23 protein-coding genes are annotated in these 26,235 nt (G+C 45.2%); 9 read left to right on the top strand and 14 right to left on the bottom strand.

Annotation, left to right across the window (positions count from 1 at the left end):
• Positions 1 to 37 precede the first annotated feature (37 nt).
• The 3 genes from IX95_RS00530 to manA all read right to left on the bottom strand — a co-directional run bounded on the left by IX95_RS00530 (position 38) and on the right by manA (position 3,184).
• Complete coding sequence (locus tag IX95_RS00530; protein ID WP_038155985.1) at positions 38 to 436, bottom strand: PPC domain-containing DNA-binding protein; 399 nt, start codon at positions 434 to 436, stop codon at positions 38 to 40.
• A gap of 98 nt (positions 437 to 534) precedes the next feature.
• The gene (locus tag IX95_RS00525) at positions 535 to 1,692 is read right to left on the bottom strand and encodes a hypothetical protein (RefSeq protein ID WP_019275737.1); all 1,158 of its coding nucleotides are present in this window, start codon (positions 1,690 to 1,692) and stop codon (positions 535 to 537) included.
• 307 nt (positions 1,693 to 1,999) lie between these two features.
• On the bottom strand, positions 2,000 to 3,184 hold the full coding sequence (gene manA / locus IX95_RS00520; protein ID WP_038155983.1) for a mannose-6-phosphate isomerase, class I: 1,185 nt from the start codon (positions 3,182 to 3,184) through the stop codon (positions 2,000 to 2,002).
• 151 nt (positions 3,185 to 3,335) lie between these two features.
• Between manA and IX95_RS00515 the strand changes: the two genes are divergently transcribed.
• Positions 3,336 to 4,250 (top strand): ROK family protein, encoded by a 915-nt coding sequence (locus IX95_RS00515; RefSeq protein ID WP_235202551.1) that lies wholly within the window; start codon positions 3,336 to 3,338, stop codon positions 4,248 to 4,250.
• An 8-nt stretch (positions 4,251 to 4,258) separates the two neighbouring features.
• Here the strand turns inward: IX95_RS00515 and IX95_RS00510 are convergent, their stop codons facing one another.
• The 4 genes from IX95_RS00510 to IX95_RS00495 form a co-directional block, all read right to left on the bottom strand.
• A complete protein-coding gene (locus tag IX95_RS00510; protein WP_006962825.1) occupies positions 4,259 to 4,564 on the bottom strand; it encodes a DUF1496 domain-containing protein in 306 nt (101 codons plus the stop codon).
• Positions 4,565 to 4,661: 97 nt separating this feature from the next.
• The gene (locus IX95_RS00505; RefSeq protein WP_038155979.1) at positions 4,662 to 5,555 is read right to left on the bottom strand and encodes a 1-aminocyclopropane-1-carboxylate deaminase/D-cysteine desulfhydrase; all 894 of its coding nucleotides are present in this window, start codon (positions 5,553 to 5,555) and stop codon (positions 4,662 to 4,664) included.
• 67 nt (positions 5,556 to 5,622) lie between these two features.
• Complete coding sequence (locus IX95_RS00500) at positions 5,623 to 6,891, bottom strand: sensor histidine kinase (RefSeq protein WP_038155977.1); 1,269 nt, start codon at positions 6,889 to 6,891, stop codon at positions 5,623 to 5,625.
• Positions 6,884 to 7,558, bottom strand: coding sequence for a response regulator transcription factor (locus IX95_RS00495; RefSeq protein ID WP_006962822.1), 675 nt, complete (start codon positions 7,556 to 7,558; stop codon positions 6,884 to 6,886). The genes IX95_RS00500 and IX95_RS00495 overlap by 8 nt, the downstream gene beginning before the upstream one ends.
• A gap of 214 nt (positions 7,559 to 7,772) precedes the next feature.
• On the opposite strand from IX95_RS00495, the gene IX95_RS00490 reads away from it, so the two are divergent.
• From IX95_RS00490 to fabV, 6 genes are all read left to right on the top strand, one after another.
• Positions 7,773 to 8,774, top strand: coding sequence for a glycosyltransferase family 2 protein (locus IX95_RS00490; RefSeq protein WP_038155975.1), 1,002 nt, complete (start codon positions 7,773 to 7,775; stop codon positions 8,772 to 8,774).
• Entirely contained in the window at positions 8,771 to 10,174 is a 1,404-nt protein-coding gene (locus IX95_RS00485; RefSeq protein ID WP_021455020.1) for an ArnT family glycosyltransferase, read from the top strand. Before IX95_RS00490 ends, IX95_RS00485 begins: the two co-directional genes overlap by 4 nt.
• Positions 10,171 to 10,587 (top strand): GtrA family protein, encoded by a 417-nt coding sequence (locus IX95_RS00480; protein ID WP_038155973.1) that lies wholly within the window; start codon positions 10,171 to 10,173, stop codon positions 10,585 to 10,587. The genes IX95_RS00485 and IX95_RS00480 overlap by 4 nt, the downstream gene beginning before the upstream one ends.
• Before the next feature lie 330 nt (positions 10,588 to 10,917).
• The gene (locus IX95_RS00475) at positions 10,918 to 11,544 is read left to right on the top strand and encodes a TetR/AcrR family transcriptional regulator (protein ID WP_031342166.1); all 627 of its coding nucleotides are present in this window, start codon (positions 10,918 to 10,920) and stop codon (positions 11,542 to 11,544) included.
• 65 nt (positions 11,545 to 11,609) lie between these two features.
• Complete coding sequence (locus IX95_RS00470; protein ID WP_038155968.1) at positions 11,610 to 13,895, top strand: acyl-CoA dehydrogenase; 2,286 nt, start codon at positions 11,610 to 11,612, stop codon at positions 13,893 to 13,895.
• 179 nt (positions 13,896 to 14,074) lie between these two features.
• Positions 14,075 to 15,277, top strand: a complete 1,203-nt coding sequence (gene fabV / locus IX95_RS00465; protein WP_006962816.1) for an enoyl-ACP reductase FabV — start codon at positions 14,075 to 14,077, stop codon at positions 15,275 to 15,277.
• Positions 15,278 to 15,332: 55 nt separating this feature from the next.
• On the opposite strand, the gene xthA is transcribed toward fabV, so the two are convergent.
• The gene (gene xthA / locus IX95_RS00460) at positions 15,333 to 16,139 is read right to left on the bottom strand and encodes an exodeoxyribonuclease III (RefSeq protein ID WP_038155966.1); all 807 of its coding nucleotides are present in this window, start codon (positions 16,137 to 16,139) and stop codon (positions 15,333 to 15,335) included.
• A 222-nt stretch (positions 16,140 to 16,361) separates the two neighbouring features.
• On the opposite strand from xthA, the gene IX95_RS00455 reads away from it, so the two are divergent.
• Positions 16,362 to 18,479, top strand: a complete 2,118-nt coding sequence (locus IX95_RS00455) for a methyl-accepting chemotaxis protein (protein ID WP_038155964.1) — start codon at positions 16,362 to 16,364, stop codon at positions 18,477 to 18,479.
• A gap of 35 nt (positions 18,480 to 18,514) precedes the next feature.
• Here IX95_RS00455 and IX95_RS00450 read toward each other — a convergent pair whose 3' ends face one another.
• From IX95_RS00450 to dinG, 5 genes are read right to left on the bottom strand one after another with little or no spacing between them, the layout of a single operon-like run.
• Positions 18,515 to 19,651, bottom strand: a complete 1,137-nt coding sequence (locus IX95_RS00450) for a cupin domain-containing protein (protein WP_038155962.1) — start codon at positions 19,649 to 19,651, stop codon at positions 18,515 to 18,517.
• A complete protein-coding gene (gene rsmS, locus IX95_RS00445; RefSeq protein WP_006962812.1) occupies positions 19,648 to 19,812 on the bottom strand; it encodes a pleiotropic regulatory protein RsmS in 165 nt (54 codons plus the stop codon). The genes IX95_RS00450 and rsmS overlap by 4 nt, the downstream gene beginning before the upstream one ends.
• 1 nt (position 19,813) lies before the next feature.
• Positions 19,814 to 20,362 (bottom strand): primosomal replication protein, encoded by a 549-nt coding sequence (locus IX95_RS00440; protein ID WP_038155960.1) that lies wholly within the window; start codon positions 20,360 to 20,362, stop codon positions 19,814 to 19,816.
• On the bottom strand, positions 20,359 to 21,138 hold the full coding sequence (locus tag IX95_RS00435; RefSeq protein WP_006962810.1) for a sulfite exporter TauE/SafE family protein: 780 nt from the start codon (positions 21,136 to 21,138) through the stop codon (positions 20,359 to 20,361). The genes IX95_RS00440 and IX95_RS00435 overlap by 4 nt, the downstream gene beginning before the upstream one ends.
• Before the next feature lie 19 nt (positions 21,139 to 21,157).
• Positions 21,158 to 23,230, bottom strand: coding sequence for an ATP-dependent DNA helicase DinG (dinG, locus tag IX95_RS00430; RefSeq protein WP_038155958.1), 2,073 nt, complete (start codon positions 23,228 to 23,230; stop codon positions 21,158 to 21,160).
• Positions 23,231 to 23,747: 517 nt separating this feature from the next.
• On the opposite strand from dinG, the gene IX95_RS00425 reads away from it, so the two are divergent.
• The gene (locus IX95_RS00425) at positions 23,748 to 24,779 is read left to right on the top strand and encodes a porin (RefSeq protein WP_019275719.1); all 1,032 of its coding nucleotides are present in this window, start codon (positions 23,748 to 23,750) and stop codon (positions 24,777 to 24,779) included.
• Positions 24,780 to 24,911: 132 nt separating this feature from the next.
• On the opposite strand, the gene bioA is transcribed toward IX95_RS00425, so the two are convergent.
• Complete coding sequence (gene bioA, locus IX95_RS00420; RefSeq protein ID WP_038155956.1) at positions 24,912 to 26,195, bottom strand: adenosylmethionine--8-amino-7-oxononanoate transaminase; 1,284 nt, start codon at positions 26,193 to 26,195, stop codon at positions 24,912 to 24,914.
• Between the last annotated feature and the right edge of the window lie 40 nt (positions 26,196 to 26,235).

The following is a 26,235-nucleotide window of genomic DNA, read 5'->3' as shown; positions in this document are numbered from 1 at the left end:
GATGAATACACTTCGTTAGGTACAAGACTTTCTTATCTCAACAACCCCCAACTACCAACTCGGTATACCCTGTTGTTTCATCCTGTTCTCTTGAAAAGCTTAGGTTAGGGAACTTGTGAAGGATCAGTTCGGCGGTGGTGTCTATGATGCTGTTTTCGAGAAGGTGGCCGCCAATTACCTTGCCGTCACTATCGGCGACGGAAATGTGGATGTGTTGGTGGTTTGGGGTCAGTGTTCCCATCACGGAAACAATTTCAAAAGACTGGGTTAGTGTTATAGATTGTTCAGCACCTGCCAAGCGCATGCTAATTTGTTCCAAACACCCTACACAAGATGCAATAGACCCTGCTTGAATATCATATTGTGTCACCAGAGACTGGATTTGCTTTTTTAAGTCTTGGCCTTTGGTGAGTCGAACAGCGATTGGCTGAATCATAGTTGGTTCTCGGTGATAAAAGTGCTGTGTTTAATGCAAAAAGGAGCAAATTGATTGCTCCTTTAAGTCGTTTACAGGTTGAGTCCGAGTTTCATGAATTAAATTCCGTGAATCCGAAATACTGCGGCTCCAATATAGCTGCTGCCGCCTATTTCTTGCTTAGGCGCAACAAGTAACCTGTGATGATTGAGGCCGATGTTTGTACTACCGCCAATATTGTGGCTATCTGCTTGATAGTACTCGTTGATGTCATACAAGTTACCTTCTGTATCCCAAATCTGTGGGCGATCAAAGTAGTAACCAGACATCACTTGTCGGGCTGAGCCTAGAATCATACCACCTTCTGTAATGGAGTCGATGCTTGTGGCGCCATAAGGTGACTCGGTCAATTGAGTAAAGCTCGATGGGTCATTGAGGTTTATTGTCCATGGACGAGTATATAAGCTGGCATCGACACCAACGATATCGCCGGAGTTATTGACGCTCATAGCCACTGAACCATATGGATATAAAGCTTCTGGTACGTCGAGTTTATGATGTGTGTTGGCGGTATCCCAATAGCTTGCAAACTCGCCATCAGGGATAAACTCATCGTATGCACCACCTACTGCGATCCCGTTTATGTTACCGGCACTAACACGTTCAAATCCTTGAGATTCTCCGCCTCCTCCCGGCAAAATAGTCAATCCCTCATTGTTTGACCATGTCCATGCTAAAATGCCGCGCGCGCCGTTATGAGTGAAGAAATTGGTAAAGCCAAATACTTCTCCATGAACATTGACGTCGTAAGGGAAATTACTTGGATTCGATCCCAATTGATTTTCTGCAATGAATTTGGCGATTTCCCTATCGACTTCCTGATTGAGTTTTACTATTTCGCCGTCAGCTTTCCAAAATACTGCTTGGCACCCTGAGTGCGTAAAACAAGCTGTACCCACCGCGTCACCATTGTCATTGACTGCGTACAACTCAGATTGGGTCAGGTTAGGTGCAGTCAGCCATTCTACATTGGCTTCTGCTCCTTCTTGCGACCAACGGAAGCCAGCTCTGCTCAGCTCTGGTGCACCCTCCCAATCCCAGTCGCCATTAGAAAAACCGACAACGTAATTGCCATCACTTATATCACGAGGGTATCCAGGAAGCTCAGCTTCAAGTGTGACTGTGATTTGATTTTGATTGGCTTCAGCGATTGCGGAAGCCGTGGTTACTGCCGAAAATACAACAAGTGGAAGTAAACTTGATCTAAACGGTTTCATACCTATCCCTATTATTCATCATTTAACAAGATCGCATACAACAGTCCATATGAATCAATGCGATATCCATATTGAACAATTTAATGTTGAAAAATTGTTAATGATTAAGAATGAATGATGATGCCATTTTCTTAAGGTATGAATTTTTAATGATATTTATGCTGTTGATAGAAAGTTCAATTGATAGATATTTTCAACTATTTATCTATTTTTTGAGTGAGGAGAATTTTATGTGACTAGTTGCTTATCTTTGACAATAAAAAAGCCCACTCAATAGTGGGCTCTATGAATTGTCAGAGTGAGTAGCCTAGTGAGCTCTTGCAACAGAGCCTTTAGAGCTGACGTTAATCGCTTGAGTAGAGTAAGGAACAAATGCTGACTGGCCTCGGCTTAACACTAGCCTCTCTGTACCTGAATGAAGCGTTACATCGCTATCAATAGCGAAGATTATCTCAGCACGGTTTAGCTCGAGCTGCTTACTTTCTGGCTGCTGGAGAACAGAAAACTTAAAGTCTTCAACAGGCACTGGGAAGTTTAGCTCACCGTCGTTAGCGACAGGTTGCGTTAAGATTTTATCTTTATCCAGCGCTTCAAATTTGCAGCTGCTCACCAATTCTTCTACGTCCATATATTTTGGCGTCAAACCCGCTCGCAATACGTTATCCGAGTTGGCCATGATCTCTAGACCTGTACCTTTGATGTAGGCGTGAGGGGTTCCCGCATCTAAGAACATCGCTTCGCCTGGTTGAAGCTCAAGTACATTAAGCATTAGAGGGGCGAGGAGACCGACATCGTTAGGGTACTGGGTGTTCAATTCCACAACCAGTGCCGCTAACGAATCTTCGCTGTTATTGGCCCAGCTTAGTAATGCATCTAAGGCATCGGATTTTTTGCCGCCATACAGTTCTAGCATGGCTTTGAAGAATGCCTGCAGACCTTCTGACGTAAGGTTCTCGCGAAAAGCATCAATATCCTGCTGCAGAGCATGAGCATTGATCTCATCAAACAGCGTAATCATTTCTTCGAAGTCGCGGAAGCCATTCATGGCCATATAAGGCGTCAGAGCGTACACCAGCTCTGGCTTGTGATTAGGATCTTTGTAGTTACGGTTAGAGGCATTACGCTCAATGCCTGCTTTATCCTCTCTGGCAAACCCTTCTTCCGCTTGTGCTTTGGACGGGTGAACCTGAATAGAGAGTGCTTGCGCGGCGGCCAGTACTTTGAAAAGAAACGGCAGTTCACCGAAACGCTGCTGGGTTTCTGTGCCAATGGTTTGCTCTGGGTTCTGGTTGATAAAATCAGACAGTAGGACGGTCTCATTCTCTAACTGAATTTTTGAACATCCATTCGGGTGAGCACCCATCCAGATTTCAGCCTGAGGCTGTTGCTCAGGGTTCGCGATACCAAATAGCGTGTTAATCGAATCTCGGCTACCCCAAGGGTAGTTTTGAATGACGTTTTCCAGAAGGAAAAATGGAGCAGAGTTAGACATTCTTATACCTTACAAAACAAATGCAGCTAGCAAAAAAGCCCAAACGAATAGGCCTAAACAAACGTAGTTTACAAACTTGCCAATATCATGAGCAAGATAAAAGAGATAAGAGTGTGACTGTGTCATGATGAGGTGAAACTTTCAGGTGTTTATGAAGAGGAAAACTATGCTAGTTGGGCTAGATATTGGTGGTACGAAAATAGAAGGTGTAGGTCTGGATAAGGGGACTTATGCAACCCTAGTCAAACATCGTGAACCGACCAATACAGAAAGCTATCAGGGTTTTCTGGAATCGGTATTAGCCGTGATAAAAGAGGTGGAGAAGCACGGCGAAATCCATTCTATCGGCATCGGATGTTGTGGTTCGGTAGGCAATGATGGCTTGATGCAAGGTGCCAATGTCACCGTGCTCAATGGTCAGGACTTTATTGGCGATTTAAACCGCTCCATTGATGTTCCTGTTGCTTTAGCCAACGATGCTGATTGCCTTGCTTTGTCAGAGTTCAAAGATGGGGCTGCGAAAGACGCAGAGCATTCGTGTGTCGCGATCATTATTGGTACGGGCTGCGGCTCGGGTGTCGTCATCAATAACGGCTTAGTGACAGGTTTGAACAAACTGGGTGGAGAGCTGGGGCACAATCCTTTGCCTGGATACGATAAAAACAAAGACGGTCAGCCTATTGAATGTTATTGCGGGTCGTTGAACTGTACAGAGTCATTTGTGTCTGGCACCGGATTTGGTCGCTCATTCTCAGAAAAATACTATTCAGCGGATTCCAAACAAATCATGGCGCTATGTGCCGAGGGCGATTTAGATGCACAACAGCATTTTGATCTCTATTGTGATCAACTGGCGCGTGTGTGTGCGTCCATCGTCAACTTTGTGGATCCAGAAGTGATAGTGCTGGGTGGAGGCATGTCGAATGTGGAAGCGATTTACCCGCTGGTGAACGAAAAGCTGAACTTATACACCTTTAACAAATCTGCAAAAACGCGCATTGTGAAGAATGTCCACGGTGACTCGTCAGGCGTACGAGGCGCAGCGTTTTTGCACTCACTTAGCTAGTTCGCCAATCATTTAATCGAATAGCTTTTAACTTTTGGGTTACTTTCTTTTGGCTCGACTTGAGTTTGGCTGTTGAGAGGCGCCCATTTTAACGCACCATTGGTTTCAAAATCGTTGGCTTCGGTACAAATCATGTAGTGTTCGCCAACTTGGAGTATTGCGCCCAGAGAATAGCCCTGGTCTTGGTAGTAACACACTCGCTTGGCGGCTTCGCTTCCATCGATGGCAATGACGGCTTTACCGGGCGTCGTAATAACGTTTGCCGAAGCGGATACTGATGCCAGCAATAGCAAAGTGTATAGATTGATTCGCATAAACTCTCCTTAGATTAACCCGTAGGATATAGGCGACCAGTTCTGAGTCGCGATTAAGTCGCTACCGAGAAAAATGTGTGGTTGTGTTTGCTTCTCTTCAATCTCCAAATTTACGCTGATAACGAGGCAACATACTTTCGTTTCCCAGCAAGCCACCTTGATGCACATAAATGATCGTTTTTTCTGGGTTTTCTTCAGACCAAGATTGTAAACATTGCCACATCATTGGGTCATAAAGCAGGTCAAACTCAACATTCGTTTGTTCCAGAAGTTTACGCCAGATTTCATAATCTTGACGATAAAGTTTGCCAAAATGGTGTTTGTTCTCTAGCTCAAGTATCTGAGGGAAATCGGTTTCACCGAGCTGCTTAAATTGCTCTATTAAGTAGTCTTTGCCGCCGACACAAGGGCAGGTCAGCACGTCGATTCCATGAAGTTTTAGAAAGCGATGCAAGTACAATGCTGTTGTGCCAGTACCTGATGGTAGTGCGACGACAAACTCGCTACCTGTTTCGAATCGAGTCCAAGACAGAATTTCATGGGCAAGTTGCTCAATCCCCAGTCTGGCATCGCTGGAGCGACCACCTTCTTCGACGACTAGGCAGGTGGAATCTGGCTGACGGACAGCTTTAATGAATTCAGCAGTATGAAGGTCGATCTCATTGACGGGGATGATGCTCGCACCAAGGTCTAGCGCACCTCGATAGTTACCAATCGGCCGTTCCACTAACCATTGGGGAATGTGGTCAACGTAAAACTCCAGAGACCAACCTTTGATAGCGCACAGGGCCGCTAATGAGTAAAGTGAGTTTGCTTGCGCACTGCCATAGCTAATCAGTGTGGTGACGTTTGGATAGTTTCCCTCTAGCAACGTCATGAACTTGCGAGCTTTGTTGCCACTAAAGTGGCTATGTAGTTGATCATCCCGTTTGAGGTAAAACGTGGTTCCATCAAATTGGTGCTGAGTTATTGGTGTATCGCAAAGTTTCATCAGATTCGTTGAGAGATAAAATGGACGATTATCTTACCTGATTTCACTTTAAAAGCATGAATATGGATCAAAACAGGATACGCGCGCTACAGCCTCTTCTAGGGTGATTTTCCAGCTCAAATGACCAGCCATAGCGCTGACTTAAATCATCGACGATCAGAAGCCCTAGTCCGTGTCCATCTACGTTGGGAGTTTCACTTAACCCTGGCCCGTCGTCGATAATCACCAACTGCTGCTCTGACACGTCAATGGTAATCTCTCCTTCCGCGGATGCCGCAATCGCATTGCGGATTAAATTGCCCAGAATCATATTCATGACCGCAGGGGTAGCCCTTACGGTAGGCAGCCCTTCAATCGTTAGTCGGATAGCTATGTTTTTCTCGGTCGCTTGAACGGAATTGGCATCGACAATCGATTGAAGCTCTGCTTCTTCGATGCCTCTCAAAGGCGCGTCATCGACATTTCGCTCGTAGCGAACGATGGAGAGCAAGGCATCCACCATAGTTGTCATTTGTGTCGTCGCATCTTCTATCCGACTGATTTGCCGTTCCTGAAATTCGGAGTGCTCTGAACGAGACAGCAATTTGTTGGCACCTTTGACGACGGTAAGCGGTGTGCGCAGCTCATGGCTGGCGTAACGTGCAAAGGCTTGTTCGCGTTTGAGTGCAAGGTTAAGGTCTTGCCGGTATTGGTTGAGTTGTTCGGTTAATGCTTGAAACTCGTCCGCGGCTCCTTCACGAATCGTAAAGGCTTGCGTGGCGCTACCTGAGTGACTTTCCAGCTGTTTAGCGATTTCATTGACGGGTTCAATCAAGCGTGTTGAGAGACGATATAACAAGGTACCAAACAGAAACATCAACACTGAAACAAAGCTGATGACAATCACACCTGAGTAGATGAATTCATCTGTCGCGAATTCAACTTGATCGATCAGAGACAGCAGAACGACGACTTTCTTTTCACCTTTATCGGTATAGTAGCCCTTGTAAACCATGTGGCCGTTGGGAGACAACGTGGAGCCAACCTCTCCAAGATAAGTGTCGTAAGTATCCGTATACTTTCTATAAAAATCAGGTACTAACGATAAGTCGTTATACGCTCTGGTAAGGGAATCAATCTGAATTTCTCCATCTTCACCCGCTATAAAACGCGCAACAGCTTCATCTCTGTCAATTAGAATCCTACGCTCACCCACTCGATCTTCTGACCACTGAAGCGATAGGGTAAAGATAAGGAAAATGACTACGCCAATGATGCAGGAAATCGTCGTGAAAAACAGGGCCAATCGACCAGTCAGCGAACGTGTACTAGAGAGAACTCGGTTCACGTTAGACATCCTCTAGACGAAAGCCAATTTTTGGCAATGTGGTTAACATTGGTTGGGCGAAAGGCTTATCGAGTTGGTTACGTAGTTGGTAGATATGACTTCGCAGGACGTCATTATTGGGTTCTTTTTCTTGCCAAAGCTTTTCAGAAATCTCTTGGCGGGTCAAAATCTCTGGCGCCTTGTGACATAGTGCCTCAAGGATGGTGTAGGTAGTCGGATTGAGTGCGAGTAACTTACCTTCTCGGAATGCTTGACGCGTTTTTTGATCGATTTTCAGGCTGCCAAAACTCAATACGGTGTTGGCAACCTGCCCTCGATAGCGCTTTACCAACGCATGCATGCGGGCTTCAAGAATCTCCAAATCAAAAGGTTTGGTTAGGTAATCATCTGCGCCATGCTCAAACCCTTTTAGCATGTCTTCACGATTATCCAGTGCGGTGAGCATCAAAACAGGGGTATTGTTACCAGCTTCTCGCAGTTTATTGCATACCGTTAAGCCGTCCATTCGCGGTAGCATCAAGTCCAATAAAATCAGGTCAAAATTCTCGCTGAGTGCAAGTTGCAAACCCAGCTCACCATTGTCTGCGTAGTCGAGCTCCATCCCCATACTTTCGAAGTAATCAAACAGAATACCAGCCACTTCCCGGTTGTCTTCGACCAATAAAATTTTGTTCATGCAACGGCTCTCTATTTCTATGGCCTTATGACAGCAAAACCTGCGTGGAAAAAACGTGAACAACATCGTTTTCACGTTGCGATTGATAATCTGCCAAAAAGTCGCAGAGGCTGGGCGGAACAGCGAGTTAGGTTTCCATCTCAGCTTCTTTTAGATAATCAATACGTATAGTGAAGTATCTCATGGTACGTATGCAACTATAGTGAGTTTTGCTATGGGGCTAGTCAATTCGGTACCAAACAGACTAAAAGCAGTGACATTATCGGTCATTGTTCCTTACTACAACGAAGCAGAGGTTTTGCCTGAGCTGCACCAGCGGTTAACTGAGGTGCTGAACGCTCTGCCAGATTCTTGCGAAATCATCTATGTGGACGATGGCAGCAGCGACGACAGCTTACAGTTGGTCGAATCCTTTACCGCTGAAAGTTGCACGATTCGCAGCATTGGGCTGAGCCGTAATTTTGGCAAGGAGGCAGCCATGAGCGCTGGGCTGGAGCATTCTCGCGGGCTGGCGGTGATACTTATCGATGCTGATCTGCAAGACCCGCCCGAGTTGATTCCTCAAATGCTAGCCAAGTGGCGTGAGGGTTATGACGTGGTCAATATGCAACGCACGGAAAGGCAAGGGGAAACCTGGTTTAAACGTGCCTCTGCGGCCGCGTTCTATCGTTTGCTCAACACCCTCGTCAAATCTGACATTCCAGAAAATGTGGGTGATTTCAGGTTGTTAAGCCGTGAGGTGGTGGATCACATAAACCAGCTGCCAGAGCGCAATCGTTATATGAAGGGCATCTTCGTTTGGCCGGGATTTAAACAAGCGACGCTGTCTTTTCAACGCGATGCGCGTTTCTGTGGCGAGACCAAATGGAATTACCTCAAGCTGATCGGGCTCGCGGTGGACGGCATCACTTCTTTTTCTATCAAACCACTACGTTTAGCCACTTTGCTTGGCGTTCTGATTGCAGGAAGTGCGTTTGGGTATGGTGCTTTTATCGTGTTTAAAACCCTGCTTTTTGGTGAAGCCGTCACAGGTTACCCGTCAATGATGGTGGTCCAACTCGCTCTGGGAGGGATTCAACTGCTGAGTATTGGCGTGCTTGGTGAGTATATCGGCCGCATTTTTATTGAATCCAAAGGGCGACCGCTTTATTTGGTTCAATCCGTCAGTGAGAAACCAGCAACCACTCAATATCAACAATTGGAGAAACGCGCGTGAGTTTTAATCGAGTCCACTTATGGGCGCTGCTAGGCGTTGCATTGCTTATTCGCTTGTTGAGTTTGGGGGCTTACCCACTGATGGATACGACAGAGGCGCGCTATGGTGAAATGGCGCGTCTGATGATTGAAACCAATAACTGGATCACACCGCAGTTTGATTATGGAGTGCCTTTCTGGGGAAAGCCGCCCTTATTCACTTGGTTAAGTGCTGGTGGTATCGAATTGTTTGGTATCAATGAGTTTGCGGTGCGTGCTCCCCATTGGTTGGCTGGAGTCATAGTCATCGCTTTGATGGCGTACTTTGCAAATCGACAAGGCTTTAGCGGGCTGATCACTGCGCTGGTTTTAGCCACGTGCGGTATTTTTTCTATTGCGGCAGGCGCGGTTATGACGGATATGGCGCTGACGTTAGGGTTGTCGATCGCGATGATAGGTTTTTACTTGTGCTGGCAAGGCTCTAAGCCTTGGGGGTATTTCGGCTTTGTTGGCTTGGCGATTGGCTTACTGGCAAAGGGACCACTGGTTATTGTCTTGATGGGCTTAGCGGTTGTGCCATGGTTGGTGATTCAACATGGTTTGCTGGGTGCATTCAAAGTGCTTTGGCAACGCTTTCCAGTTTTGGGAGGCAGTCTACTTATGCTGATTATTGCTCTTCCATGGTATTTCGCCGCTGAAGCGGCAACCCCAGGTTTTCTAGATTATTTTATTGTTGGCGAACACTTTAACCGTTTTCTGGTGAGTGGCTGGCAGGGCGATCTCTATGGCACAGCGCACGATGAACCGAGAGGAACCATTTGGTTGTTCTGGCTCTATTCAGCTGCACCATGGTCGATAGTATTGCCCATCGTTTTTTGGTTGAAACGCAAAAAGCTGGGGCAAGACATCATACTAAAAGATGGCATCTTTAGTTTTCTTGTGTGCTGGATGCTCGCTCCTATGCTTTTGTTTACCTTTTCAGGCAACATTCTTCCTGCCTATGTGTTACCGGGTGTTCCTGCGATTGGATTGCTTATGGCGATACTGCTTTCGGATGTGCGAGAGGATAAGAAGTGGTTCAAAGTCACGGCAGGCATCTTGCCTTGTTTGTTAATTGCCGCTGTTATCTACATTCAGCTTGGAGTAGGGGATCGTAAAAGTGACAAGGTCATTTTCCGTAATGCTGATCCTCAGGTAGTAACGTATTACGTAGGGAACCGCCCGTTCTCAGGTCAGTTCTACAGCCATGGTCAGGCCAAGCAGCTCAAAGACAGTTCTGTTCTGAATCGATTGGATAAGGTTCAGTTGATTGGTGAGAAGGGGCAGGTGGAGCAACTGGTCAAAGAGAAGAAGATGAGTTGCGCAATTGATTTTGTAGCTGAGAGCAAACGTGCATTATATCGATGTGATCGAAACTCATGATCAACAAATTATGGCGTTTTGCCCTAGTCGGGGGCGTTGGCTTTATCGCTGATGCCTCTCTTTTTGCCTTACTGTTTTATGCCATTGGGTTGCCGATATTGGACTCGCGCATTGTGGCTTTTCTCTTTGCGGCAACGGTAACTTGGTTAGGCAATCGTGTTTTTACCTTTGAGAGTCGAAATCCATCTGGGAAATTCTCGCAGTGGGTAAAATTTATGGGGTGTGCCATGTTTTCCGCTTTGCCCAATTTCGGAGTATTCAAACTCACCAGTTATTACTGGGGAAGTGAAGGCGTGTTGGCGATGTTCGCGCTGGCTTTGGGTGTGTTTGCCGGAATGTTGAGTAATTTTCTACTGAGTCATTGGTGGGTGTTTCGTACTCAATCTCACTCACAAACTGAGCGGCAGCCGTAAATAAAAAAAGCCCAGAGCAAACTGGCTCTGGGCTGATACAAAACATAGGAGTTAATAAGAAAAAGCAGCGTAAATTAGTAGCGTCAGTCAAGAAAACAAGTTTTACGGCCTGTAAACTTAAGAAGGCTCTGCTAACTACACTTATTCAGACTCTCGTTATTCAATTCAGTTCCATTCACAGTGAAAATTTTTTTAATTTTTTCTTCAAAGGCTTACAGCACATAACTTGCATTCTGGTCGGACCAATCTTTAAAAATGTGATGTTAAAAACTTGTTGGCTAATTGTTTCGGTTGTATATTTCAAACAGTTGTTTAATACGAGTGATTGAAATGTCGATGAGAAATACGACCAAAGAGAAAATCCTAGATGTTGCGGAAGCTCTGTTTGCTGAACATGGTTTCAATGACACGTCATTGCGCACGATTACCAGCAAAGCGGGTGTCAACCTAGCTTCGGTGAACTATCACTTTGGCGACAAGAAAACTCTGGTTAGAGCGGTTTTAAACCGTTACTTGGAAGCTTTCATGCCAGCGGTTCAAGACGCGTTGATCAATCTTAATCTTAATGAAAGTTATGAAATGGCGGATGTGTTTGAATCGCTAAGAGGGCCACTGCGTGCACTTAACGATGTCAGACCGAATGGAACCAGCCGTTTTATGCTGTTGATTGGCCGTGGCTATACCGATGTACAAGGCCACTTACGTTGGTTCATCACCACTCGTTATCAGGATGCGTTATCTCTGTTTACTCAGTCAGTGATGAAAGCGAATCCTAAGCTGTCTCAGGAAGAATTATTTTGGCGACTCCATTTCACGCTGGGTACGTGTGTATTCACTATGGCTTCAAGCCAAGCGTTAATAGAAATCGCAGAAAATGCATACGGAAAGCAGATGGACGCGAAATCTGTTGTCGATCAGCTTATTCCATACTTAGCCGCAGGCGTAGCGGCTGAGTAACACAAAAATCGAAACATAAAACAAATATAAATTGGACCACCAACTGTGAACAAAAGGATCTGATTATGTGCTCTCTACGTAGAAAATGGGTCAGTGACCCAGCTTTCAAAATGTTTAAAAAAGTACTGCCACCGCTTTCCAGCACGGAGAAGGAAGCAATGGAAGCGGGTAGCGTTTGGTGGGATGGGGAGCTGTTTTCAGGTCGCCCAGACTTCTCTAGGCTACACAAGTATCCAACACCAACGTTGACCGCAGAAGAGCAGTCCTTCGTTGATAACGAGTTGGAAACGCTACTTGGTATGTTGGACGATCATAAGATCGTAAAAGAAGACCGTGACCTACCCCCTGAGGTTTGGGAATACCTACGTAAAGAGCGTTTCTTCTCACTCATCATTTCAAAAGAATACGGTGGTCGAGAATTCTCTGCGCTAGCCAACTCAACCATCGTGACACGTATCGCAACGCGTAGTATTAGTGCAGCGGTGTGTGTGATGGTACCTAACTCTTTAGGCCCAGGTGAACTACTTTCTCACTATGGTACTCAAGAACAAAAAGATTACTGGTTGCCACGTTTAGCCGATGGTACCGACATCCCATGTTTTGCCCTAACGGGCCCTGAAGCCGGTTCTGACGCTGGTGGTATCCCTGATGATGGCATCGTTTGTTATGGAGAACACGAAGGCAAAGAAGTGTTGGGTATCCGCCTTAACTGGAATAAGCGCTACATTACGTTAGCACCAGTAGCAACGGTACTTGGCCTTGCATTCAAGATGTACGATCCTGATGGTTTGATGGGCGATAAGAAAGAGCTAGGCATTACTTGTGCGCTTATCCCAGCGTCCCACAAAGGGGTTGAAATTGGTGAACGTCATGACCCATTAGGTCTTGCGTTTATGAATGGTCCAACGCGCGGGAAAGACGTTTTCATTCCGATGGAATGGCTGATCGGTGGTCAGGATTACGCAGGTAAAGGCTGGCGTATGTTGGTGGAATGTCTTTCTGCGGGTCGTGGTATTTCTCTGCCGGCACTAGGTACTGCAGTTGGTCACCTAACGTCACGTACTACGGGCGCTTACGCTTATGTTCGTAAACAGTTTGGTATGTCGATTGGTAAGTTTGAAGGTGTTGCTGAGGCGATGGGCCGAATCGGTGGCCTGACTTACTTGCTTGAAGCGACGCGTACTCTAACAACAACGTCTCTGGATCTTAAAGAGAAGCCAGGCATTGTGACTGCGATTGCCAAATACCATATGACGGAAATGGCGCGTACTATTCTCAATGACTCAATGGATATTCATTCTGGTCGAGCGATTCAGGATGGTCCGATGAACTATCTAGCGTCGCCTTACCTCGGTATTCCGGTAGCAATCACGGTGGAAGGTGCAAACATTCTGACCCGTAACCTGATGATTTTTGGTCAAGGTGCGACTCGCTGTCACCCATACGTATTGAAAGAGATGGAAGCAGCGGCCAATCCTGATGAGAAACAAGGCGCTAAAGAGTTTGATGACTTGCTGTTCAAACACATCGCTCACGCGACCAAGAACACTTTTGGCGCATTTGGTGCAGCCCTTACAGGCTCTCGCTTTATCAAAGCCGATATGAGTGGCCCAACTCAAGGTTACTACAAAGATCTGACACGTATAAGTCGTGCGTTGGCAGTGAGTGCAGATATTGCGATGGCCACCTTGGGTGGTGATCTGAAACGTAAAGAAATGATTTCTGCCCGCCTTGGTGATGTTCTGGCTTACCTTTACATGGGGTCAGCGGCGCTTAAGAAATACGAAGACGAAGGGCGTCAGCAGCAAGATCTTGATTACGTACATTACGCTGTTCAACACTGTTTGCATAACGCCGCGAAATCACTGCAAGAAGCGTTTACTAACTACCCGCAAAAAGCGGTTGGCCGCCTACTCAAAGTGTTGATCTTCCCATTAGGGAATCACTTTGCTAAGCCAAGCGACAAACTGACAGTGAAATTGGCAGAAAGCTTGATGACACCAGGAGCGCACCGAGACCGTCTGACGCATCTTTGTTATGTTGGCAAAGAAGCGGATGATAGCGTTGGTCTAATGGAGAATGCCTTCCTTGCGATGTATGGTGTGAAGAGCCTTGAACGTAAACTGATGCGTGCTGCTAAAGAGGGCAAAGTTGCCCGTAAAGGCCTACTTAAAGAGCGTCTGGCACAAGCGCTAGAAGCCAATGTGCTAACTCAGGACGAAGTCGACCAAATCGTTGCAGCAGATGCGCTGCGCTACAAAGCGATTCAAGTCGATGACTTTAGCCACGACTTTAGCGAAGTGAGAACAGGTAAAGATCGGGTAAAGCCGAAGTTAGATAGCGTGGCTTAGAGCTAGCTGACCGATATTGATTAAAGGCACCTTAACGGGTGCCTTTCTTTTTGCTCGAAATCTAAAACTCGTATGAAAGAGCTCCAACCACTTGCATTTTACCGACATTTTTACAGAAATTAGATGCGAACTGGCGTTGAACCTTTTATCCTAGCGAAGTTTTTTAAAGGAAGTTGAATATGATCATCAAACCTAGAATTCGTGGATTTATCTGTACTACAACGCACCCTGTGGGTTGTGAAGCTAACGTAAAAGAACAAATTGCTTACACAAAAGCACAAGGCCCAATCAAAAACGCGCCTAAGCGTGTTCTTGTTGTTGGTGCTTCAAGTGGCTACGGTCTATCTTCTCGTATCGCTGCGGCATTTGGTGGCGGCGCTTCAACTATCGGTGTGTTCTTTGAAAAAGAAGGCACAGAGAAAAAGCCAGGCACAGCAGGTTTCTACAACTCAGTTGCATTCGAAAAGCTTGCACGTGAAGAAGGTCTTTACGCGAAGAGCCTGAATGGCGACGCTTTCTCTAACGAAGCGAAGCAAAAAACAATCGACCTAATCAAAGAAGATCTAGGCCAAATCGATATGGTAGTTTACTCACTGGCTTCTCCAGTACGTAAAATGCCAGAAACAGGCGAAGTGATTCGTTCGTCTCTAAAGCCAATCGGTGAGACTTACACTTCAACAGCCGTAGACACCAACAAAGATGTCATTATCGAAGCAAGCGTTGAACCTGCTACTGAAGAAGAAATCAAAGACACTGTCACGGTAATGGGCGGCGAAGATTGGGAACTTTGGATCAACGCGCTTTCTGAAGCTGGCGTTCTAGCTGAAGGTTGTAAGACAGTGGCATACAGCTACATCGGTACTGAGCTTACTTGGCCAATCTACTGGGATGGTGCACTAGGTAAAGCGAAAATGGACCTAGACCGTGCTGCGACTGCTCTAAACGAGAAGCTTTCTGCAACAGGCGGAACTGCTAACGTAGCGGTATTGAAGTCTGTCGTGACTCAAGCGAGTTCAGCGATTCCTGTTATGCCACTGTACATCGCAATGGTGTTTAAGAAAATGCGTGAAGAAGGCGTACACGAAGGTTGTATGGAGCAAATATTCCGCATGTTCAGCCAGCGTCTATACAAAGAAGATGGTTCTGCGCCTGAAGTTGATGACAAGAACCGCCTACGTCTGGATGACTGGGAACTACGTGATGATATTCAACAGCACTGTCGTGACTTGTGGCCACAAATCACGTCTGAGAATCTAAAAGAGCTAACTGACTACGTTGAGTATAAAGAAGAGTTCTTGAAGCTATTTGGTTTTGGTGCGGAAGGCGTGGATTATGACGCTGATGTTAACCCAGACTACAAAGCAGACTTTATTGCTATCTAATTGATTGCACTTAGTTCGAAATAAAATCCGGAGCCTAGGCTCCGGATTTTTTATTTTACTTAAACGTTGACCAAATCGGTGCGTGATCTGATGGCTTTTCGATGCCACGCAGTTGGTAGTCGATATCTGATTCAATACATTTCTCAGCGAGCTTTGGTGTCGCGAGTACAACGTCAATTCGCAGCCCACGGTTGTCATCGAAACCACGTGAGCGGTAATCAAACCACGAGAAACGATCCTCTACCTCAGGGTGGAGCTGACGGAAAGTATCCACGAATCCCCAGTCCAGTAGTGTTTTCAACCATTCGCGCTCTTCTGGTTGGAAAGAACATTTGCCCGTCTTTAACCAGCGCTTACGGTTAGGTTCACCAATACCGATATCGGCATCAATTGGGCTTATATTAATGTCACCCATCACGATAAGCTGTTCGTCGTTGTTGTGGTGATCATTAAGGTAAGTCATCAAGTCTTTGTAGAACTGGCGTTTGTACGGGTACTTGGTTTCGTGGCTGATGTTGTCACCCTGTGGAAAGTAGCCGTTGAGCACGGTGACTTTCTCGCCATTGTCGTCTTCAAACGTCGCCATGATCATACGTTTCTGGTGATCTTCATTGTCAGTAGGAAAGCCTTTCTGCACAGAAAGCGGTTCTTTCTTACATAGCATGGCAACACCGTAGTGTGCTTTCTGACCATGGAAGTAGACTTTATAGCCCATAGCTTCAACGTCTTCGATAGGGAAGGCTTCATCATGTACTTTGATCTCTTGAAGACCGATTACGTCTGGCTGATGTTTATCGATGACAGCTTGCAGTTGATGCAAGCGTGCGCGAAGACCATTGATGTTAAAGCTGATAACTTTCATTTTTATTCCTTGTTATTGAAATAATTCAACGAATCGAAATTTCCCCAGATATTACCACTTTCTTTAGTAACCGCCTAAAGTTAACAGTTGGTGTATTTGTATTAACATATCTGTAAACTTTCGATTGATAATTGATTGCAATATGTTGTAATTGGTCTCGAAATGTAGAATTTAGTTTTCGTTCTCATGCGATATGAATGAGTTTGCTCATAAGGATGTACTATGCGAACCCTTTCCGTTCAATGGAAAATTACCCTTCTTGCAGGTTGCTGCCTGCTCATTACTTCTTTATCCCTGATCGGATTTTCTGTTTACAACGCAGTGACTAACCAACAACAGATTAAGGCACAAAGTGCTGAGTCTGTGATCAACAAGTCTGAGCAACTGCTTGAAACACGAGCACTACTGAATGCCACTGAAGTAGCTGAATATCTTAATGAAGCCTTATATCGAGCGGAAATGCTGGCGTCCAATGCGCTGTTTTTGAAAACCAATACGGAAGAAAATTTTGGTGACAGCGAGGAATTGCGTACGGCTTTGGATGAAATGGTTCGCAAGTCGGTACTGAGCTTTGATTCGATTCAGGGGGCTTATCTTGTCTTCAGGCCTAACATGCTAGATGGTGAAGATAGTAACTATGTTGATGCGGAGTACGTAGGCTCGAACGAAAGAGGGCAGTTTGCACCTTACTGGGTAACCGCTCAAAACGGTGAAAATGTTGTGTCTAATGTGCTGAGTGAAGCGGTGCTGGAAGATACTCAAAACAGCGAGCGATTCTTTTGTCCGCTTTCCAGTGGCGACTCATGCGTCAGCACTCCAAGACTCATCAGCCAAGCTGGTGGACAGGTTCTGGCTACCTCTATATCTGTTCCGATCATGATTGATGATACTGTGATTGGCTTCTTTGGTATTGATCTTCGACTTGATGCAATGACAGGTATTGTTGTCGAGTCAGACAGTCAGCTTTTCAACGGCAGTGGTAATGTCAATATCATTAGTTTGGATGGTTCATTGATTGCCAGTGATGATCCCTCGGGTACAATAGGGCAGTCGTTCAACAGCAAGACACTTTCCAGTGATCAGCTGACCGATCTTCTGTTCGGGCAGGAAGTTCAAACCCAGTGGAGTAGTGATGGTGAATGGTTAAGCGTATTTGCCCCTATTATGGTTGCCAATCAAACTTGGGGCGTCTTATTTGATATGCCAAGAAGCAGCGTGTTGGCAGATGCAGAAATGCTCGATCAAACCATCAGCCATCAAGTGGAGTCGAGTGTGAAAACCGAAGTACTTGCTGGCTCGATTTTGGTTATTTTCGGTTTAGTGACCATCGCGGTGATGGCTTCTCGTTTGGTTAAACCAATTCGTGAAGTGGTTGGGAGGTTGGATGATATTGCATCTGGCGAAGGGGATTTAACTCAACGCTTGGATGTGAAATCTCAAGATGAGATTGGTCAGCTCGCCACAGGATTTAATAAATTCCTTGATAAGCTTCAGTCAATTATTAGTGATGTTGTAGAAACGACGTTGCAGATCGGTACGACGACAGAGCAGTCTCGAATTGCAGCTCAGCAAACTCGATCCAGCAGTGATTCTCAGTTTAAGGAAGTCGATTTGGTGGCAACCGCTTCTGAAGAAATGACACAAACTGCTGGCCTTGTGGTTCAAAACGCGGAAATAGCAGTGAGTGAAGCTGAAAAAGCCAACGTCGCTGCAGACTCAGGTAAGAAGGTTATTGAGCAATCTCAAGATGAGATGGTCCGACTAGTAGAGAGAATGACGGCTGCGGTTCCTGTCGTTGAAGAGTTAGCGAAAAATAATGCCAACATCACCGAGATACTGACGGTTATTGAAGGCATTTCAGAGCAAACGAATCTTCTGGCCTTGAACGCTGCTATTGAAGCCGCGCGAGCAGGTGATCAAGGACGTGGTTTCGCTGTAGTTGCCGATGAAGTTCGCAGTCTAGCCAGTCGCACTCAATCGTCAGTCGGTGAAATTCGTCAGGTGATCGAAGATGTACAGAAAGGGACGCAGGATGTGGTTAAAGCGATCCAAGATGGTAATGATTTAGCGAATGATTCCGCCCAACAAGTTGAAAGAGCGGTTTCTCAGCTCAACAATATCTTTGATGCGATTGCGTCCATCAATGATATGAACTCGCAGATCGTGAAAGCCGCTGAAGAGCAGCAATCGGTATCTGCGGAAGTAAATCAGAGTGTCAGCAACATCCGCGACTTGAGCGCACAGATCTTATCTCAAGCAGAGGAGTCTGAAACTGTCAGCACGCAAATCGGAAATCTCTCAGAAAGACAGCAACAACTGGTGAGTCAGTTTAAAGTATAAAAGTAAAGGGCCTCTTGATGAGGCCCTTTTGCTATCTAATCTAGGTACCAGTAACCAAGGTTAACCAGTGTTGTAAGCAGCTGCATTTGTGAGTCAGATAACTTGCCGTCGATGTGTTCGATCTCAATCGACTCTTGACTACACAGTAGGTGGACGAGATGCTGTGATTCAGCTGGGTAAGCATCACCATTAATGTAAACATGTGCAGATTCATTCTCATGGTACAGCGCACGTAAACCAGAGACTTTGCGTAAACTGCCTAGTGATTCTAGGTGGTGGTAGATTTCCAGAGTATTAATCGGCTCTTCAGGTTCAACAATATCCAGCTGGTGGCGAGACTGGCTTAGCATACCCCCCATAAATTCACGGATATCAGATTCTGATTGCAGGGCAGATCGAAGCATGGTTGTCAGCTTATCTAAGTCAGCGTTGAGTATCTCGCCGTATTGATGCTGAGCAGTCATTTCTGGGTTATGCAGATGAACATCACCTTTTTCATTCGCTAGCACATAGTCAGCGAAATTACTGAGCAGTTCTTGCTCCTTAGGGGAGCGAAAGCCCATTGAGTAACTCATGCTCGGTTCCAGTGTATTCCCTTCGTGAGGGAAACCTGGCGGGATGTACAATATGTCACCGGGTTCCAATACTTCATCAATGATGGCATCAAAGCCTTCAATCTGACGCAAAGCTCCGGCTTGAATTGACTCTTTATACTGACCTTTATCTAGATCGCCAACACGCCAGCGTCGTTTACCACTGCCTTGAATAATGAAAACATCGTATTGGTCGATGTGAGGGCCAACTCCACCTTCTGGGGCAGAAAAGCACACCATTAAGTCGTCAAATAACCAGTTGGGCAGCTGTTTGAATGGCTCTATTAATTCGGCTGCACCTAGGTGCCAATGGTTACAAGCTTGTACCACTAATTGCCAATGGGACTCAGGCAGGTTTTCAAACAGAGAATCGTCAAAAGGACCGTGTTGTGCTGACCACTTACCTTCAATGTTAGAAATGTAGCGCGAATCTACCTCTTCCTCCATGGCAAGTCCTGCTAACTCGTCTGGAGAAATCGGGTCAATGAAATCATTGAATCCGCCTTTAATCACAGTCGGTTTCTTGTGCCAGTATTGAGCAAGAAACTCAGCCATGTCAAAACTCAGTGGATAGCTCATGACTTCTTCTCCAATTTGTTTTCCAAATCAGATTTAACAATGTTGATGGCCGCCAATGCTACTTCGGGATCTATCTCATTGCTTTCAATTAAATAGATGAGATCCACTGCGAGTTTTATTTCATCAGGTGCTTGATCCAGATTGGACGAGTTTGAAGACATATTACTGGTTTCGCTCTTTGTAACTAATTTGCTTTTCAATTTTAATTTTAGCGTGCTGGCATCGTTGCAAACGACGCTGAGCAGACTGCAAAGTTTGCGCGGCGAGAGACTTATCTCTTGGTGTGGCGAGCTTATGTTCTTGCTCCTTGTTTTTCACCAATGTTTTAAGCCGTTGTTCCCATTGTTGGTGCTGAGCCAAGCTTTGGTAAAGTTCATTGAGGTTGCGTTGACTGAATGACTTGCCGGTCGGTTCGCTTTGTCTGAGAGCTGTTGTAGCTAATTCTCGTTTAATTGCGCTAATCTGGCACAACAGTTTTTCAGACAAAAACTCTGCTTGGTCAGGCGATAGTGATCCTGATGATTGTTCGCAGAGAATTTTGTCGAGTGTTTCATGTGCTTCATAAGTGTAAGGCGTCAGAAGCTTGGATTGGCAGCGAAATAGTTTTTGGTCGAAAAGGGCTTGCTGATGTTCGCCTCTTTGGTTATCTAACAGAGTGGCTTCTTGTTCCAATTGTTCTAATAAAGATGACAGCTGGCCAAATTGCTTCATAGATTCACAAACCACGCTTCATAAGCAAGTTTAACGGCAAGGATACTTACAACGGTAACAAATACAGGGCGGATAAACTTAGCACCGAATCGTATTGCCGAATGAGCACCTACAAAGGCGCCTGCCATTAGGCAAACACCCATAGTCAGCCCCAACACCCAATCAATGTGACCCAGGATGGCGAACGTGATCAGCGAGGTGAAGTTACTGGTAAAGTTCATCGCTTTCGATAAGCCCGACGCCAGCAAAATGTTCAATCGATACAGTGCCATTGAACTGACAGTCCAAAATGCGCCTGTCCCTGGGCCTGCAACGCCATCATAGAAGCCGATACTGAACCCTTGAATATATTGTTTTTTATTAAATTTAGGGCAAGGTTGTGGCATCTCATTACTGTTTGATTGTGGTGTTTTGTGCCAGATGGTGTAAATCGCGGCCAGCAGAATGATGATAGGGAGAATCTTCTCCAGCCATTCGGTACTAATTAGATCGACAACTAGGGTCCCAAGCGTTGCACCAATTAAAGTCGCGATAAACGCTCGACCCCAGCAATGAGGCTTGAACAGTCGCTTTTTATAATAAGTAAACGCTGCTGTTGATGACGCGAACGTAGCTGCCAGCTTATTGGTACCTAACGCGATATGTGGTGGTAAGCCAAGGGAAAGCAGAGCAGGTACGGTAAGCATACCGCCACCGCCAGCTACGGCATCGATAAAACCTGCCACAAAAGCAACCAGCGCTAACACCAACAACATTGTTGGTTCAAAAAGTTCCATACAGTTTCTTATATTCTAGTTATTCGATGACACGTTTAAATGGTGGCAGTGAGTCGAGTAGAGCCTTGCCATATCGCTTAGTAACGATACGACGATCAAGGATGATGACTGTACCAGAATCTCGCTCTTTTCGCAGCAGACGGCCGACAGATTGAATCATTTTTTTGCTCGCTTCAGGTACTGTGATTTGCATAAATGGGTTTCCACCTTTGCTCTCAATATACTCTGCGTGAGCTTGTTCCACTGGTGACGTGGGGACGGCAAATGGTATCTTGGTAATGATTAGGTTTTCAAGTAAATCTCCAGGAAGATCAAGACCTTCTGAAAAACTTCCGGTACCAAATAAGATGCTGGTTTTCTTACATTGCACTAAGGTTTTATGTTTTTTTAGAATCTCTGAGCGCGATTCTTTACCTTGAACCTGTAGTGACCAACCTTTTTTTATAAAGTATGACGATAACGCGTCCGTGACTTGATTCATTTGCCAGTAGGATGAAAACAAAACCAAGTTGGCTTTGTTCTCTTCAATCAATTCTGGCAGTCGTTCAATTAAGCTATCGGTAAACTGAGGAGCTTGAGGTTCATAAGCCATTTTAGGCACTCTAAGCTCCGCTTGGTTTTGATAATCGAACGGAGAAGCCAAAGCCAAGAATCTCACGCCGTCTTCTGGCTTCTCGCTGATCCCGGCTTGTCGACAAAAGAAGCTAAACGAGTTAAGCGCTCGCATGGTTGCAGAGACAAGCACCGCGCCAATACAGCGGCTCCAAAGCTGTTGATCCAATTGCCACCCAACTTCCAACGGTGACACATTAACAACAAAGTCGCCCTCACGTTCAGGTGCAACTTCCAACCATCTTGCTAGAGGGGCTCCTTTCTCTCGTTGAGGTTCAGCCATTAAGTTCCAGACTTGAGCAAGGTTATCCATGCGTTGAATGTAAAAGCCAAGCTCGGCTAAAGCAGGTTCGGCAAGTCGGTTAGCAAGCTCGCCATCTTTCACTCGCTCAGCAATAAGATCTGCAATCTTTGCAACAGACTGCGCACCTTTTTGGGTGACAATCTTTAATTGTTTAGACTCTTCTTCTAACCATGTGGGTAACTCACCTTTCTCAAACCGATAACAGCCATCTTCAAATTGGTCAGCATTAAAACGACTCGCAAGTTGAGTCAGTGAAGGAATCAATTGTTGAACTGCGTCTTGCAATTCATTGCGAAAGCGGCCTACGCGTTTTTCATCTGCCAGATTGGCAAACTTAGTTACAGACTGATTCAAACGCTCGAGCCAACTTGCCGCGCCTTTTAAACTCGCTGCAGCTGAGGAGTGGTCTCGTGCAACATGTGGGAGGTGATGAGCTTCATCAAAAACATAAATAGTATTCTCTGGTTCAGGGAGAATGACCCCACCACCGAGATCGGCATCGGCCATAACTAAGCTATGGTTGGCAATGATGACATCCGTTTTATCTAGCTCTGAACGCGCTTTTTGGAAAGGGCAGTCACGATGAACGGGCATGCTGTTGTTACAGCTGTGTTTGTCGCTGACGATGGATTGCCAAATTTCATCGGAGATCGGCTTTGGCCAAGAATCCCTGTCACCATCCCATTTGTTTTGCGCAAGCTTTTGATACATCAGCTCAAGCTGCTCGATGTCTTTGCGCTTTGGTTTGTTGTCAAACATCGCCATTTGACCACCATCTGCTCCACATGCAGCGGCAAGTTTTTCTGCACAACAATAGCGTTGTCTGCCTTTGGCCAGTATGAAAGAAAATTCTCTGTCGATCAGTCTTCTATACAAAGGGAGGTCTTTATTTATCAACTGTTCTTGCAGCGCGACCGTTGCTGTTGAGATCACCACCTTTCGGTTGTTGAACAAAGCCACTGGGATCGCTGCCATCAAATATGAGAGTGATTTACCGATACCAGTCCCTGCTTCGGCGACAATCATTCGAGTTGATTTGTGGTACTCACCACATAGGGATTTGGCGATTTCTGCGACTAAATAGTTTTGAGCTCTGCGAGGTACAAAGTTATCCAGCTGAGATTGTAAATTTTGATAACTGGTACGTATGGATTGCTGGATTTTACTGGTGGTCATACTGGTGCCTTTAATTAGTGAAGGCGATGTTACCACATTTTTTTAAATGATAAGTAGTTCACGAAATGAGAGCATTTCATATCAAATCTAGATCTCCTTCACAAAAAAAAACTGAACCTTCATAAACTTAGAGCGTATTTTTAGATTTAAAAATATATCTCTTCATAAGTGTTTTTTATGCAGATGAAAATTCTGCCTGTTAACCATGTGTTTACTTTGATTGGTTTAAAATATCGCAAAACTGCAATTTCCTTTTTGATGATAATTTACTTAATTTGATTAGAACTTGCTCGAAAAAACATTCTATATATATGTAACTATATGTATTTAAAGTGTTTTATGTTTTTTGATTTGTTTTATTTAGGTCATTTGACAGGTAGCTCAATCTTTTGCAATCTAGACCCCGAATTTTAGTGGCGACAACATCTGACCAGTTAGAGTTCAGAGTTGTCATCAAAAAACATAAAGGGAACCGGATAAGGATTTCCCCATTCTATAGAAAAGGCAGTGGATTATTATGAAAAAGACTCTAGTAGCTCTTGCAATCGCTAGTATGTCTGCATCAGCATTTGCAGCAAACGACAGCTCTCAAAATTCAAAACCAACTTTCGAGTTTGACCCAATGCACAAAGACCAGTTCTCTGTTTCTGGTTCTTGGGGTGTTGGTGGCTACTACGATACGTACTCAGAAGCATTCTACGATGACTGGGTTACGGCTCTTACAGTTGCTGTAAACTACCAAAACAACCGACTACTAGGTTATGTAGAAGTCGACCTAGAAATGAACTTTAACTCCTCAGAGAGCGATAATGACCGAGTTAGCGCAGTTTACGGTGATCCAGTAACTTCAGGTCCTGGTACTGACGTAGATAAAGCTTGGTTAGGTTTTGATACTGGCTACGGTGTACTATCGTTTGGTTGGGAAAACGATACTGCTCTAGATAAAGTAGACGGTGCTGGCGACTTCACTTACGAATTTGGTTCAAGTGCAGGCGATACGTCTGATGACTTCAACGTATTCAAGTTCCAAGGTTCAACTTCTGGTTTTGCATACGGTATCTCTGCTTCTGACTCTAGCGACGATCGTGATGCGGCTGAATCAACTTACAACGGTTACGTTGGTGTTGAGCAAGAAACATTCAATATCTACGCTGGTTACGAAACTCGTGACAAAGATAACGGCGAGGAATACGAAGTTACTTCTCTATCAGGTAATGTAACTATTTCTGACCTGAAACTAGGTGCTAACTTCTGGATCAATGACTCTGAGAACGATGCTAAGTCTGGTTCAGAAACAACTGGTTTCTACCTATCTACAGCTTACCCTGTTACTCCTAAGCTAACACTAGCTGCAGGTTACGCAGATCAAACTACAGATTCTCAGAACACTACTGTTGCAGATGTAGATTACAGCTACTTCAACGTTGCTGCTATGTACACAGTTAGCGACAAGTTCGACATGGGCGTAGATATCAAACGTGACCTAGAAGAGAAGTTTGATAACGAAGAGCAAACTTACGTATTTGCTGCTGCGTACTACTACTTCTAATCTAACTTTAAGTTAGTCTAGATATTGAAGCCAGTCTTTGTGACTGGCTTTTTCCTTATATAGAACGGCTTAAAAAAGGAGGAGCTCACAAAGCAGACAACCTCCTCTAGATTCTTAAAAAATTATATATTTTTATGTTCCAATGAAGCAAAGCTCATTACTCAAAGCATTTTCAATTGCTCCAACAAGCTTTTCTATATGATCGGGCTCACTAATAAACGGTGGCATCATATAGATGAGTTTACCGAAAGGTCGAATCCATACGCCTTGCTCAACAAATAGTTGTTGTATCTTTTCCATATTGACTGGTTTAGTTGTCTCAACGACTCCAATTGCACCTAACCACCTCGCATCGGCGACTAAGTCATATTGCTTTAATCTAGGCAGCAATTCTGAAAACGCATTTTCAATTTGAAGTGTCTGATGTTGCCAGTCTCCTTGCTCTAAAAGCTCTAAACTGGCTGTTGCCACTGCGCAAGCAAGCGGGTTGCCCATAAAGGTAGGGCCATGCATAAAACAGCCTGCTTCACCTCCACATACAGTGTCAGCGACGTCTTTTGATGCGAGAGTGGCTGACAGTGTCATGTACCCGCCTGTCAGCGCTTTGCCTACGCACAGAATATCGGGTTCTACATCTGAGTGTTCACAGGCGAACATCTTCCCTGTACGGCCAAACCCCGTTGCGATTTCATCGAGAATCAACAGTACACCAAATTGGTCACATAGTTTTCTCACACCTTTAAGAAAGCTCGGATGATAAATCCGCATGCCACCAGCACCTTGGACAATGGGTTCTAGAATTACGGCCGCGATCTCAGTGTGATGAGCTTCTAACTTAGATTTGAAATCATTCAGATCAGCTTCATCCCACTCCTGGTGAAAACCGATTTTCGGGGAGTGTGCGAATATGTGTTCCGGAAGAAAGCCTTTGTATAGCGAATGCATTGAGTTATCTGGATCCGTCACTGACATTGCAGCGAAGGTATCACCATGATAGCCGTCCCTAAGAGTTAAGAACTTAGGTCGTTTCTCACCTTTCGCGTGCCAGTACTGAAGTGCCATTTTTAGACTTACTTCGACGGCTACCGAACCAGAGTCAGCTAAAAATACATGTTCGAGATTATTGGGCGCGAGAGAAAGCAGCTTCTTGCATAAATTAATTGCTGGCTCGTGAGTTATGCCGCCAAACATGACGTGCGACATCTTGCTTATTTGTTCTTGAGCCGCGTTATTTAGAGCAGGGTGGTTGTAGCCGTGAATCGCCGACCACCAAGAAGACATGCCGTCTATCAATTCTTTCCCACCTTCAAGCTTTATGTAAACACCATTCGCTGAGGTGACTGGATAGCAGGTCAGAGGTGTTAGCGTTGATGTATAGGGATGCCAGATATGGCGGCGGTCAAAGTCGAGATCCATCAATATTTCCTTAATGATGAATGGTCATTAAATGACCATA

The sequence above is a fragment of the Vibrio sp. B183 genome (assembly GCF_000740665.1).
Lineage (GTDB): Bacteria > Pseudomonadota > Gammaproteobacteria > Enterobacterales > Vibrionaceae > Vibrio > Vibrio coralliilyticus.
Note: the sequence above shows the minus strand (reverse complement) of the source record. Positions and strands in the feature narration are given on the sequence as shown.